This is a genomic window from Hymenobacter sp. BT491 (genome assembly GCF_014349165.1).
Lineage (GTDB): Bacteria > Bacteroidota > Bacteroidia > Cytophagales > Hymenobacteraceae > Hymenobacter > Hymenobacter jejuensis.
The window spans coordinates 146810-161432 of the sequence record NZ_JACSJJ010000003.1 but is presented as its reverse complement, the minus strand read 5'-3'; the positions used below and the strand labels follow the sequence as shown (position 1 = coordinate 161432).

Below are 14623 nucleotides of genomic sequence, written 5' to 3'. Positions count from 1 at the left end.
ATGGCGGCATTTTTGTTAGAAGCCTATATCTCGGTCCGCTGCGGCGGTGTTGTCTAGCTTAGCTATTCTCCTGTTGAAATCGTATCGCTTTTCCCCACTGCTGTTATTGCTGGCTTCTTTGCTTTGCTTGGTGGGGGCTTACGTGAGTAACCATTACGGCCAAGAGGCCGGCGTGCTTTCACGTGCCGATACAGCCCGTTTGCAGGCTATGCTTATCGATGCTGAGCAAACTGCTGAGGGCGAAGCCGATGTAGTAGCCGAGCAAATACTGCAAAAAAAGCTCCGCTTCAGTACCTTAATCAACCGCACCACCTATCCCTGCTTCGTCTTTAAGGGCGAGAAGTTGCTTTACTGGTCTGACCATACAACCAAACCCGAGGCTGAGAATGTCGGCCAGAATTTCCGCGAAAAGCTTGTGGAAATGAAGTTTGGTAACTTCTTGGTATTGAGGCGATTAGTCGGGCAATACGTTATCCTGACGTATGTTCCGCTGGAGCGCCATTACGGCATCAGCAACCGCTACCTGCGGGAGGGCTCTGAACGCGCCTTGTTTCGCGGCATGGCGGTGAAGCTCATTCCCAATAGTTCCAATCCTCATTTTGCCCGTTTGTACGCCGAGGAAGGCAACTACCTTTTCTCGGTGGAAAGCATGCAGCCCAATCCCGTAACGGGCGAATATCTGCCGTTAGCCCTGCTTCTGATCGGTTTTGGATTCTATTTGGCGGGCTGGATAAAGTTGGCCCAGCACCTCTTTGCCCAGAGCAAAGTACTGCAAGGAGCCTTGGCCGTGGTCGTGCCGCTGGCTGTATTTCGGGGCGGTCTGCTCTACTTTGGACTGCCCTTTTCCTTTATTGAGTTGCCGCTCTTCGACCCTAAAGTCTATGCAGCTTCTCTGCTGTCGCCTTCCCTGGGTGACTTGCTGATCAACGCGGCTCTTTTCGTGGTGGCCGCCTACTACGTGCTTTTGCTGTTTCGCTGGTACGGCGTAATGCGTCTGTTCCGGCGTATAAGTGGCATCGGGCCGCGAGCAATTGTCGGCATGCTCGCCATAGCGGGTTTTTATAGCCTGCTCGAATCACTTTACCACTTTTACGCCAATACCTTCAACAACTCCCAGCTTGTGCTGGATGTCACGCAGGATATCCAGGTTTCCGGATTCAAAATCCTGCTCTGCCTGGCCATCATTCTGCATACCGTTGGGTATCTGATTGGTTTCTACATACTGGCGCAGGTTTTCAGCGCCATCGAACATCCCTCGAGCAAACGAGTTACAGCACTCATTTTGCTGTTGACTGCGTTGGTGCTTCTGCCTACCTGGCTGATTACCGAGCAGTTGCACGCGGCAACCCTGCTGGGCATCACGTTTATTTTCTTCTTCGTGCTGCGCCTCACCGGCATCAAGCAATTGGCTGCCGTGGTGCCATACCAAGTGTACCTGTTTATTTTCATGATGCTGGCCATCAGCTCGGCTGTTGGCAGCTTGGCCTTGTACGAGCACTTCGATCGCCAACTGATTCTAAATAAACAGCGTGTAGCAGGTAACTTATTGGTAGACAACGACTTGCAGGGCGAGTATCTGTTGGCCGAGCGCATGCATAGCATCGCCGAAGACTCTCTGATTATCAAGAAGTTGGGCAGTCCGTTCTCCAATCAGGACATGGTGCGCCAAAAAATCGTGAAGCATTACCTGCGCGATTATTTCGACAAGTACGAAGTCATTGTAACCCTATTCGACCAAGCCGGCCGGCCGGTTGAGCCCGACGATGGCATCGGGTCGCTTAAGCAATTCAGAAACAGGTTGTTGCGTACTGCCGTCTCTACCGACCAGCCCAACCTGTACCTGATTCACAACAGCAACTCGTTTAGCTCGCGGCGCTATGTGGCTTTCCTGCCCGTCCGGACTCTTACGCCCGGAGTTTGCACGATTGTTTTGGAGCTGTCGCTCAAGAAGATAACGGCATACAGCGTGGTGCCGGAGCTGCTGATTGACCAAAAGTTCTTTCAACCCGGCTTAGGACCCGAGTTGAGCTATGCCGGGTATGAAAATAACCGCTTGGTATATAGTGAGGGTGATTTTGATTACGTCAACCGCCTGACCACCACCCAGTTGGCTGATCCGCGGTTGTATACTTCGGGCTTGTCGATTGGGCGGGTGCACCACTTGGCTGTGCGCGGTGCCCAGCACCGAACTGTGGTTGTGACGACTTACACGTATTCGTTTAGCAACTGGCTGGCCAATTTTTCCTTCCTGTTTCTGCTGCACACGTTTTGCTGGCTGCTTTGCGTGGGCTTGTATATGCTGGCCAAAGGACGTTACCTGAACGTCTTCCGCACCAACTTCAGCACCAAGATTCAGCTGTTCCTCAACTTCGGAATCTTCATTCCGCTCTTGGTCGTCAGCATTGCCACGGCCAGTCAGGTTACCGATTCCTACAAGCGCGACTTACGGCGCAACTACGAGCGCCGCGGCAAGGCCGTGCAGGAGAACTTGTTGAAAAATAGTGCTTTATTGGCTGATTCGGCCGGCCGCGTTGCCCTCACCGATTTGGCCGACAACGTAGCCAGCCTCACGGAAACCGACCTGAACCTGTACGGTGCCGACGGCAATCTGCTGGTGAGCAGCCAGCCCATCATCTTTGAATCGGGGCTGCTCAGCCCGCTGATGAATGCACAGGCGGTGGCCTCTTTGGCCGAGCGCGGGCAGCCGCGGGTGCTGCTTTCGGAGCAGGCGGGTTCGTTGTCGTTCAACGCGCTGTATCTGCCGTTGCGGGCACCGTCGGCGCAGCCGGGGCGTTCGGGTACCGTGATTGGTTACGTTGGCATTCCCTTCTTCGATTCGGAAAAGGATTTGGACAACAAGCTTATTGAGTTGATTTCCACCATCTTGAACATCTTCACGGTGATGTTCATTCTGTTCCTGTTGCTTACGTTTATTGCTTCCCGCATCCTAACCGAGCCGCTGAAGCTCATTACCGAGAAGCTGCGCCATACCACGCTTACGGGGCAAAACGAGATGCTCTCGTATCAATCGTCGGACGAAATCGGGTTACTGGTGCGCGAGTACAACGCCATGTTGCTGAAGCTAGAAGAGAGCAAACAGGAGTTGGCCACCCAGGAGAAAGAGGCCGCGTGGCGCGAAATGGCCCGCCAAGTAGCGCACGAGATCAAGAATCCGCTTACGCCGATGAAGCTTTCGCTGCAATACCTGCAAAAAGCCATTGCGGAGCGCCGCCCCAATACCGAGGAGTTGATTGGCAAGATTTCGCAAACGCTTATCACTCAGATTGATGTGCTTACGGATATTGCCACATCGTTTAGCACGTTCACCAATTTGCCCGCCATGCGACCCGAGCGCTTGGATATTGTGCCTATTCTGCGGCGCACAGTTGAGTTGCACCAAGGCGGGTTGGTGGGCGGCATTCCGTTGGTGTTGCCCGACGACGCAGAACAGGAACGCTATATCGTTTATGCCGACGAAAATCTGCTGGTACGTACGCTTAACAATTTGTTAATCAATGCGTTGCAGGCGGTGCCTGAGGGGCGTAAATCCAAAATCAAAGCCAAACTAGAGCCGGTAGGCACCGATCGGGTCCGGATTTGCATACAGGACAACGGCACGGGCATTCCGGAGGCGGTACGCGACAAAATATTTGTGCCCAATTTCACCACCAAAGCCTCGGGTTCCGGTATTGGCTTGGCTGTGGCGCGCCGCGGCATCGAGAGCGCCGGCGGCCGGATTTGGTTTGAAACCCAGGAAGGCGTCGGTACTACTTTCTGTGTAGAGCTACCGCTAGCTCCCGAATAAGCTTGATAGTGAAGTGCTTATAATTTTATAAAGCAAATAAGCAGAATATAGCAGCCCATAAGCGGGCAAAGCCACGGCACGAATCTGGCGGCTCCGAGCGTTGTTGAGCTGAAGAAGTATTGGTTATCAGTCCCTTTAATACACCGTATGATTAGCAGCACTACGCACGGCCTCCTGCGCTTTTGCCTGCTGCTCGTCCTGCTGCTGGTGGCTGATGTTGTTGTGGGCCAACAGATTGGGCCGCCCAATACCCGCCGTTGCCAATGGCTTCGGCTCGTGCCGGGCCGCGATTCTACGGCGTTTCGGCTTCCGGATTCGCTTACCGTAGTGCCGTCGTCGGTGACGGCCAATGGGCGCTCCGTATCGTACGATTCGCGCTCCGATCAATACTTTTTTATCCGGGCCCAAAGCCGCTTTCCAGCGCCCGAGCCTGGCCAACCTGACTTGCAATTTCCGGCCGCCGAACCCGATTCCGTTTTGGTCTGCTACCGGGTGTTGCCGCTGCGGCTCACGGCCCCGCGCTACCGTCGCCCGCGCAGCCTGATCGACAGCGTTGGCTTTCCGCGCAGGCCTTTCAGCTACGAAGATTTTGCGGTCAAAGAGCAGATTCTCAGTACGCCGGGTATCAACAAAACGGGCAATTTGGCGCGCGGAATTTCCTTCGGCAATACGCAGAACGTGTTCGTTAACTCAGCGCTTAACCTGCAATTGGAAGGCAAACTGACCGATCAGATCAATCTGATTGCTGCTATTTCGGATCAGAACGTGCCGTTTCAGCCGGAGGGCAACACGCAGCAGCTCCAGCAGTTCGACCGCATTTACATCACGCTCACGCATCCGCGCTGGAACCTGTCGGCCGGCGACGTGGTGTTTCGCAACAAGCCTGACTATTTCCTGCGGTACTACAAAAACGTGCAGGGCGCAGCCGTAGAAGCCAATTTGGTGCAAGGCCCCGGCAGGCGGAGCAGTACCACAGCCGCTGCTGGTGTGGCCAAGGGCAAATTTGCCTCAATTGATATCGCGCCGCTGGAAAACGTGCAGGGACCGTACCGATTGCGCGGGCCTAATGGGGAGCAGTTTATCATCGTGCTTGCCAACTCGGAGCGGGTGTACCTCGATGGCCGGCTGATGACGCGCGGCTTCGATTTCGATTACGTCATCGATTACAACCAAGCCGAGATCACCTTTACGCCCAAGCACCTGATTACTCGCAACTCGCGCATCAAGGTTGATTTTGAGTACTCCGACTTCAACTATGCCCGCTCGCTTTTCCAGCTCAGTCACTACCAGGAGTTGGGCCGGTTGCAAGTGCACGCAAACTATTACCGCGAATCGGATAACCCCGATAACTCACCAAACCTGGAGCTGAAGGAATCGGATCGGGAATTATTGCGCCGCATCCCCGACAACGTGGCGCAGGCCGTTACGCCCGGCGCCGACTCTGTGGCTTATGACCGGCGTCAGGTGCAATACAGCCGGCAGGTTCGGTTAGATCCGGTTACCAATCAGCGCATTGCGTCGTTTTCGTATCCTCCCGATTCTACGCGGGGCGTCTATAACGTTCGGTTTACGGAAGTGGCACAAGGAGAGGGCGATTACGTGCTGAGCAGCCAAAATGCCAATGCCAACGGGCGCGTATTTGAATACGTAGCCCCCGTCAACGGCAAGCGGCAGGGGCGTTACCAGCCGGTGCGCCTGCTCCCGACGCCCCTGCAAAAGCAGATGGTGACGATGGGCGCCAGCTACCGCCTCGATTCGACGGCTATGGTTTTTGTCGATCTTTCTTCTTCGGATCTCGACTTAAACCGCTTTTCGCCACAATCGGATAAGGGGCAAGCCTTTCGCGTCGGGTACGCGGTGCAGGATCGGGAGTTGAACCTGCCCATCCTGAAGAACTACAAGTTCCGCAGTACGCTGGATTACGAATACACCAGCAGCCGATTCTCGCCCGTAGATCGCTACCGCGACATCGAATTTGACCGCAACTGGAGCACAACCAGCACGGTACAGGGCAACGCTACCCGGCGTCCTGCGCGCGAAGACAATATTTTTAACTTCTCGGCGGGGGCAGTAAAAGATCCTAACAACCTGTTCAACTACCGGCTGAGCCGCCGCTACCGCGCGGGCGAAGTCAACGGAGTGCAGAACTGGCTTGATGTGGCGCACCAGTTGGGCGCTGTGGAAATGCGCGGCGGCTTGTTTCTGCTGAGCTCCGAAGCTGGCCGTCGGCAATCGCGCTGGGCGCGAGGCGAGGCAACGGCGCGCTACGTGCGCGGGGCCATCGTGCCGGGGTACGCGTACCGTTTCGACAAAAACCGGGTGGCGCTACCCGGTGGCGATTCGCTTAGCTCGGCCAACTATTACGACGAGCATGCTTTCTTCATCCAAAGCCGCGACAGCGCCAAAACCCGGTTCCGCATCGACTATACCTACCGCCGCGACCGCGACACGCTCAACGATGCCTTGCAGCTGCGCGGCCGCGCTCAGACTTGGCAGGGAATTTTTATTAGTCGTATTGGTAAATATCAGGATATCAATGTATTAGCTACGTATCGTGATTTGGCTGTGCGGGATAGTGCCCGGCAGCGGACCGTATTGGCCAAACTGGACTGGAACGCCTCATTGCTGCAAAACCAGATTCGATCGGAGTTGAGTTACAGCGTCGCGACGGGTCGGGAACTGCGGCGCGATTACTCCTTTTTGCCCGTGCCCAATGGCCAAGGCACGCACTATTACGGTGGCGACGCCAACGGCAACGGTCGGCAGGATAAAGAAGAGTTTTTTGAGGCCCAAACGCCGGATGCACAATACCGGACGCACATCAAGGTGTTTCTGCCGACCAGCGACTATATCTCGGCCTTTACCAATCGGTTCAGCTATCGCCTCACCATGGCAGCCCCGCGCAGCTGGCGCGAAAAGGGTGGTTGGTGGGCAGCAGCGGCCCGTTTTAGCACGCTTACCAGCGTCGCCTTAGACCGTCGCACTACCGACAAGAGCCTAGGTTCGCGGCTGAATCCCTTTGCATTGCAAACCGACGATGCTCTGTTGCTGTCCCTCAATAAGCTGCTGCGTAATACGCTGTATTTCAACCGCTCCAATCCCATCTTCGGGGCAGAGTTTACGGTGCAGCAAACCCAGCAAAAAGTACTGCTCACCAACGGTTCCGACATCCGCAACCTCGCCAGCCAGAGCATTCTGCTGCGGCGCACGCTGGCTCAATCCTTCACCGGCCGGCTTACCACGACGCGTAGTATCCGGCAGAATGTATCGGATTATCAGACACTTATCACGCAGCCCAACCGCAATTATCGGCTGTTGATATACGAAGCCACCCCCGAAATCAGCTACCAACCAACTACGGCCTTACGGTTTACGGGCACTTACGTGCACTCGAATAAGCAAAACACGCAAGGGCCAGAACTCGAGACGCGGGGCGTTTTTGATGAGTTAGGTCTTGAAACCCGGCTTAGCCAGGTCAGCAAACGTACCGTAACGGCCGCGACCCGCTTTGTGCGCGTGGGATTTACGGGAGAACAGGCATCGCTGGTTGGTCTGGAGATCCTGAATGCCTTGCGGCCCGGCAACAACCTGACCTGGAATCTTAACCTCGAACAACGCCTTAGTAACGGCCTGAACCTCACCTTAGCCTACGACGGCCGAAAACCCAACGGGCTTGGCGCCGTACACACCGGCCGCATGCAAGTTTCCGTGCTGTTCTGATTATATTTCCAGCTACGAAGGACGGAACTGCTCAGCTTTCCTGATCATACAAACACATGATTTGGGTATTGCAGGTTACCTTTACCTTCTGATTGCATACATGAAGTCTGGCAATACTCCTACGTTATTAAAGAAAAATACATGAATCTCGACGCTCCTGTATACATCGCAGGCCACCGCGGAATGGTGGGCTCTGCAATCATGCGCCGCATGCAACGCGCGGGGCATACCAACTTTGTGGTTCGTAATTCTGCCGAACTCGACCTGCGCAATCAGGCGGCAGTAGCTGATTTCTTCGAAACGGAAAAGCCCGAATATGTAATCCTGGCTGCTGCCAAAGTAGGAGGCATCTGGGCCAACAACACCTACCGGGCCGAGTTCATCTACGATAACTTAATGATCGAAAGCAACGTCATTCACCAAAGCTATCTGCACGGGGTGAAGAAATTGCTATTTCTGGGTTCATCGTGCATCTATCCCAAAATGGCGCCGCAGCCGCTGAACGAAGATTCGCTCCTGACCGGCCCTCTGGAGGAAACCAACGAACCCTACGCCATCGCCAAAATCGCCGGCATTAAGCTGTGTGATGCGTACCGGAGCCAGTACGGGGTGAACTTCATCTCGGCTATGCCCACCAACCTGTACGGCCCCAACGACAACTACGACCTTAAAAACTCGCACGTGCTGCCTGCGTTGCTGCGTAAGTTTCACGAAGGAAAGCAAAACAACGCGCCGGAAGTTGAGATATGGGGCACGGGCACGCCGCGCCGCGAATTTTTGTACGTCGACGATTTGGCGGATGCCTGCTACTTTCTGCTGGAAAACTTCGACGAGGCTGGCTTGGTCAACATCGGAACCGGCGAGGACGTATCCATCGCTGAGCTGGCTGCGCTTGTCAAATCCGTAACGGGCTACGAAGGAAACGTGGTTTTCAACTCGACTTACCCCGATGGTACGCCGCGCAAGCTCATGGATGTCAGCAAATTGGCAAAACTAGGCTGGCGATATTCCACTTCTCTGGAAGAGGGTGTTAGGAAGGCTTACCAGGACTTTCTGACCAAGGTAGAACAGCCTCAGGCATAGCGCTTTGTAGTTTTAAATGGCTGTTCCTATAGGCCTTTGATTTGGCAGTAAACAGCCCACGCCCATAAAATCTTTTTGTTTAGTGCTCTGGCACATCATGTTGATACAGAGCCTTTTATCAATCAAAAGCATTTCCTCATGAAAGTTGCTCTAATCACGGGTATCACCGGTCAAGACGGATCTTATCTGGCCGAGTTCTTACTAAACAAAGGCTACGAAGTCCACGGCGTAAAGCGTCGTTCGTCGCTTTTCAACACCGACCGCGTAGACCACCTCTACGAAGGCAACGACCCTGATGCCAAGTTTAAGCTGCATTACGGTGACCTGTCGGATACCACCAACCTGATCCGGTTGATTCAGGAAACGCAGCCCGACGAGATCTACAACTTGGGTGCAATGTCGCACGTGAAGGTGTCGTTCGATGCGCCCGAATACACGGCCGATGTGGATGGCGTAGGTACACTGCGTATTCTGGAAGCGGTTCGGATTCTGGGGCTTACGAAGAAGACCAAGATCTACCAGGCCTCGACTTCCGAGCTGTATGGCTTGGTGCAGCAGGTGCCCCAATCGGAAACCACGCCCTTCTACCCACGCTCGCCCTACGCGGTGGCTAAGCTCTATGCTTACTGGATTACGGTCAACTACCGCGAGGCGTACAACATGTTCGCTGTCAACGGTATCCTGTTCAACCACGAGTCGCCGATGCGCGGGGAAACCTTCGTGACGCGCAAAATTACCCGTGGCGTAGCCCAGATCGTGACGGGTCTGCAAGATTGCATCGACCTGGGTAACCTGGACGCAAAGCGCGACTGGGGCCACGCCAAGGATTACGTGGAGGCCATGTGGCTGATTCTGCAACAGGAGGTTCCCGAAGACTTTGTCATCGCCACCGGCGTTACGACCACCGTTCGCGAGTTCATTCGTCTGGCATTCTTAGAAGTGGGCGTTACCGTAAGCTTCAGCGGCGAAGGCGTTGACGAAATCGGAACGGTAACCGAATGCAGCGATCCCGAATACCAACTGCCTATCGGCCAAGTAGTAGTGAAAATCGATCCGGCTTATTTCCGCCCCACGGAAGTAGAACTGCTAATCGGTGACCCTACCAAGTGCAAAGAGAAGCTGGGCTGGGAGCCCCGTTACGATTTAGCTGGCTTGGTGAGCGAAATGGTGAAAGCCGACGTCGACCTGTTCAAGCGCGATAAGTACCTGTTGAAAGGTGGTCACAAAGTATTCACCTACAAAGAATAGGTAAGAAAATTTAGATGTAAATGCTTGATTATCAAGTATTTGTATTCATAAAGTAAAAAGAGCCGCTAAGATCTTAGCGGCTCTTTTTACTTTATGAAGAAGGAGTGGGTTAGCTTGCCAGCAGCTTGCGCAGGCTGTCCACCACAACGAGTTCCGTCTGACCGGCGGGTGCTTTAGCGGCTTCCACTTGCTTCAGCGCAGCGGCTTGCCAGGCTGCCGACGGAACTTCTCCTTTTTCCAGCATACGCAAGCGCTCCAAAGCTAAACCCGATAAGGCACTGAGCCGCACGGACAGGGGAGCATATTCTTGAAGCAAGGGCGAGGCAGCGAGGGTAGGTTGAAGCAGTTTGTCATTGACTTGCCATTGAGCAAGCTGTGCCTGTACCGCGATGAGCGCCGCACGGGCCGAAGCGTCTTTGGGCATTCTACTGCCGGTTTCCGTTGAAATACCTTGTACCAGTTTATCAACTTGGACCCCAAACTGATGGGCTACCTCCGATTCGGGTAGGGCCGCATCTACCAGACGATTCAGGGGTGTGCGAGTCGTATACTTGAAGCCCTGAAAATGCCGCTTGTATTCTTTTACGGGTTCGATTACGCTGGCCAGCGTGCGGAGCGGGGCCACGTCGCGGCCTGCGGCCAATTGCTTTAAGATCTGTTCGGGCGCGCGGCGGTGTTGCAGGCCTAGTAGCTCCATCTCGTCGCTGACTGCTGCCAACCGGCGATACATATCCGGCACGTCGCGTACCGTAGCCGGCGACCACAGCCGCTCTGCAACTGCCGCTGCGCGCGGCCAGATCCGGCTGTCAACAATGGTAGAATCCACAAATTCGCTCCACATGGTGGCTTCACCTCCCAAAATCAGCTTCTTCTGGGCGTCGGTGAGTGGGGCGTCGGCGGGCAAAGGGTCGTTGAGGTAATGGCTGGCGGCGCCGTAGTTCAAATCGATGTAGTAGCCGTTGGAAAGCAGCGTGGCGTGCCCCGCTTTAGCAGCTTCAAAAAGCCCTTTTCGCCCGCGCCAACTCTGGATAACGGCACTTTCAGGAAGGCCTGGCCCCAAAATCTCGTCCCAACCCACCATCGTCTTACCGTATTTGGTCAGCAGGGGCAAGATGCGCCGATTGAAGTGCGTTTGCAGCGCATGGTTGTCGAGCTGGCCATTGGCTTTCACCATGTGGTTTTCGCGCATGAAAGCGGCAATCCGCGGATTGCGTTTCCATTGACGCCCGTCGTTTTCGTCGCCGCCGATGTGGAAATAGGGATCGGGGAACAGCACGGTCATTTCGCCAAAAAGCTTGTCCAGAAACTCGTAGGTGCTTTCCCGGGTTGGGTCGATGGCGATGTTGAGAATGCCCCAGCGGTCCGTCACACCATACGTAGAGTCGTTGCTGGCCAAGGTTGGATTGGCCGCAATCAGGGCCGTGGTGTGGCCGGGCATGTCAAACTCCGGGATCACCCGGATGCCACGGGCCGCCGCATACCGGACAATCTCTTTTACCTCATCTTGGGTATAGTAGTGGCCCTCACCACCTACTTGCTGCAAACGCGGAAATAACTTGCTCTCTACTCTAAAACCCTGATCATCTGATAGATGCCAATGAAGCACGTTGAGTTTCACCGCCGCCATACCGTCTAGGTTGCGCTTGACGACGGAAACCGGCATGAAATGCCGCGCGGCATCCATTAGCAAACCACGCCAGGCAAACCGAGGCTGGTCGGTAATGTCGACTTCGGGAAAATAGAATCCCTTTTTGTCCTGCACCACCAGTTGTTCCAGCGTGGCTAGGCCGCGCAGGGCGCCTATACTCGTTGCCGAGGTAAGCGCGATGCCCATGGGCGTTACGCGCAAGCTGTAGGATTCATCTTCGCTCAGCTTGGCTTGCCCAGCTCGTCCGTAATGAATGGTAAGGCCGGGTGCTTTGCCCGCGTCAACTTGCTTGGTGCGCTGCGCCAAACGGGCTACGAACCGGGCCGAAGCTTCGCGCACAGCCGGATCCGAATCAGTTTCTAGCTGTACACTCAGTTGGCCTTTGATGGACAGGCGGGCGGCTCCCCAATGTGCCTCGGCCGGCACGGGCATCAGGTTGGCCGAACTCACAGACGTTACGGTGGGCGTCTGCGTTTGACAAGCGGCTGGGGTAATTACGCTAGAGAGCGCGGCGGCAAAAAGGAAAAGCGAACGAAGCATACGAGTGGGTTAAGCGACCAAGCCAGCATACGAAAATCGGCAAGGCAAGATAGGTAGTTGCGTGCTGTCTGCTTTGCTGCTCAAATCAACCCGCGGGCTTTGAACTCCAAATACCGATTGAGGGTGTTTACGGTCAGGTGCTCGGGTGCCGTGAGCAGCGCGTGGATTCCGTAGCGTTGCAGCTCGCGCACGATCTGCCGCTTTTCTTGAGCGAACTTTTCGGAAATTGTCTGATTATAAACCTCTTCTGTGGTGCGGGCTGGCGCATCGAGGTAGTGGCGTAGCTCGGTGTTTTCAAAAAACACAACTAGGAGCAAATGGTCTTTGGCCAGGCGCCGCAGGTATGGGAGCTGCCGCTGCATGCCGTTCAGCGTCTCGAAATTGGTGTAAAGAATCAGCAGGCTGCGCTGACGAATTTTGGCTTTGACGTTGGTATACAGCAACTCATAATCCGTTTCTAAGTACTTGGTGCGCTGCTTATAGAGAACCTCTAGGATCTTGAGCATATGGCCGCCGCGACGGTCGGCGGGCAGGAGCGCGCCCAAACGGTCGGAGAACGTAATAAGGCCCGCTTTATCGTGCTTAATAATGGCAATGTTGCTGACGACCAGCGCCGCATTGATGGCATAATCCAGCAGGCTCAGCCCTTGAAATGGCATGCGCATCACCCGGCCTTTGTCAATGAGGGAGTACACTTGCTGCGCGCGTTCGTCCTGGAAGTGGTTGACAATCAAGGTGTCGCCGCTGGCATCGGTGCGGCGCGCCGTGGCTTTCCAGTTGATGGCCCGCGGGTCGTCGCCGGGCACGTAGGGCCGGACCTGCTCAAACTCCAGGCTGTGGCCCACCCGCCGGATACGCTTCACGCCGACTTCGGTAAGCCGGTTGCTAATGGCAAGCAGCTCATATTGGCGCATTTGCAAAAACGACGGATACACCGGTACCATCTGATCTTGCCCGTAGCGGAAGCGCCGCCGCACCAAACCAATGGGCGAGGCAGCAAACACGTTCAAAGCCCCAAATTGGTATTCGCCACGCTTCACCGGCCGCAGTTGGTAACGAATAATGCCTGTTTCGCCAGCCTTCAACGAGCTGCGAAACAGCACATCGCGGCGCTGAAACTGGTGCGGAATCTCATCTATCGTTTCAACGCTCACCGGGAACCGGTAGCTGTTTTCCAGATAGATTGCGAGGTCGTTGTCACTGCCATTGGCCAGCTTGTCGCCCATCACCCGCCGGCCAAATACCTGCCCGGCGCCGTTGCTGCCGGGTGCATACAGCAAGAGCAAATCAAGCAGGGTAAACGTAGTCAGCATGCCCAAAGCCACCCGCATGGGCTGTAGCAGCGAAGGCAGAAAAAACGCCACTACAAATCCTGTCGCTACCAGCGCTAACGCAATAAAAAAACGCTTTGTCAGGTAAAGCGACTTCATTGGATCTGGGAATATTATTTATAAATAATTGATAATCAATATATTATGAGAAAGGAATGCTTTCTTACCGCGGCACTTCAACTTGTTGAATAATCAATTGTACTACTTCGTCGGGGGTGCCGCCTTCCATTTCGCGCTCGGGGGTGAGCAGGATGCGGTGACGCAACACGGAAGGAGCCAAGAACTGGATGTCTTCGGGGGTGACAAAATCGCGGCCCCGGAGGGCAGCGAGCGCTTTAGCGCCGTTGAGCAAGGCCAGCGAGGCCCGCGGCGAAGCGCCCAGATAAAGTGCTTTGTGTGCCCGCGTTTGCCCGACCAGCTGCGCAATGTATTCCAGCAGCTTCGGCTCGACGTGCTGGCGCCGCACCTGCTGGCGTAGCTCTGCAATCTGCGCCGCCGAGAGCACCGGCTGCACCGCATCCAGCGGTATGCCTCCGAAGCCCGAATGATGCCCTTGCAGGATCGCAACTTCTTCCTGCGCCGTCGGGTAACCCACGTTGATTTTGAAGAGGAAACGGTCGAGCTGGGCCTCTGGAAGCCGATAGGTACCTTCTTGTTCCACAGGGTTTTGCGTAGCCAGTACTACAAAGGGCTCCTGCATTTGGTACGTGGTGCCGTCCTGCGTTATGTGACGCTCTTCCATGACCTCAAACAGCGCCGATTGCGTCTTGGCCGGTGCCCGGTTGATTTCGTCGATCAAGATGATGCTGGAGAAAATCGGGCCGGGGCGAAACTCAAATTCGGCTTTGTTGGGCCGAAAAACCGAGGTGCCCAGCACATCCGACGGCATCAGGTCGGGGGTGAACTGGATGCGGCTAAAGGGCACATCCAGCGTGCGGGCTAATAATTTGGCAATGAGAGTTTTGGCTACGCCCGGCACGCCTTCCAGCAGTACGTGGCCATCGGCCAGAATAGCCGTGAGCAGTAACTCTACCAACTGCTGCTGACCAACAATTACTTTACCCAATTCACGCCGCACGGCCTCCGCACTGGCACTCAACCGGCTGAAGTCGGTGCGGGGTACGAAAGCATCGGTGCTGGCGGCTTGAGCGAGGTTAGTTGTACTCGTGTTTTCGGCCGGCTCAGACGAGGACGTAGCTTCCGGTGCAAAGGAATGATTATCGTTTTCCATGAAGTGGCAAAAGGTTC

7 protein-coding genes are annotated in these 14623 nt (G+C 55.2%); 4 read left to right on the top strand and 3 right to left on the bottom strand.

Features of this window, described 5'->3' with window-relative positions; all coding sequences use genetic code 11:
- The first annotated feature begins 73 nt into the window (after positions 1–73).
- From H9I52_RS12205 to gmd, 4 genes are all read left to right on the top strand, one after another.
- A complete protein-coding gene (locus tag H9I52_RS12205; protein ID WP_222940497.1) occupies positions 74–3805 on the top strand; it encodes a sensor histidine kinase in 3732 nt (1243 codons plus the stop codon).
- 147 nt (positions 3806–3952) lie between these two features.
- Complete coding sequence (locus H9I52_RS12200) at positions 3953–7525, top strand: hypothetical protein (RefSeq protein ID WP_187454118.1); 3573 nt, start codon at positions 3953–3955, stop codon at positions 7523–7525.
- A gap of 141 nt (positions 7526–7666) precedes the next feature.
- A complete protein-coding gene (locus H9I52_RS12195; protein WP_187454117.1) occupies positions 7667–8608 on the top strand; it encodes a GDP-L-fucose synthase family protein in 942 nt (313 codons plus the stop codon).
- A 138-nt stretch (positions 8609–8746) separates the two neighbouring features.
- Positions 8747–9856, top strand: coding sequence for a GDP-mannose 4,6-dehydratase (gene gmd, locus H9I52_RS12190; protein WP_139516304.1), 1110 nt, complete (start codon positions 8747–8749; stop codon positions 9854–9856).
- 109 nt (positions 9857–9965) lie between these two features.
- Here the strand turns inward: gmd and H9I52_RS12185 are convergent, their stop codons facing one another.
- From H9I52_RS12185 to H9I52_RS12175, 3 genes are all read right to left on the bottom strand, one after another.
- Positions 9966–12044: a beta-N-acetylhexosaminidase gene (locus H9I52_RS12185; protein ID WP_187454116.1), complete on the bottom strand. Its 2079-nt coding sequence runs from the start codon at positions 12042–12044 to the stop codon at positions 9966–9968.
- Between the two features lie 80 nt (positions 12045–12124).
- Entirely contained in the window at positions 12125–13474 is a 1350-nt protein-coding gene (locus tag H9I52_RS12180; protein ID WP_187454115.1) for a DUF58 domain-containing protein, read from the bottom strand.
- A 64-nt stretch (positions 13475–13538) separates the two neighbouring features.
- Positions 13539–14606, bottom strand: a complete 1068-nt coding sequence (locus tag H9I52_RS12175; RefSeq protein ID WP_187454114.1) for an AAA family ATPase — start codon at positions 14604–14606, stop codon at positions 13539–13541.
- Between the last annotated feature and the right edge of the window lie 17 nt (positions 14607–14623).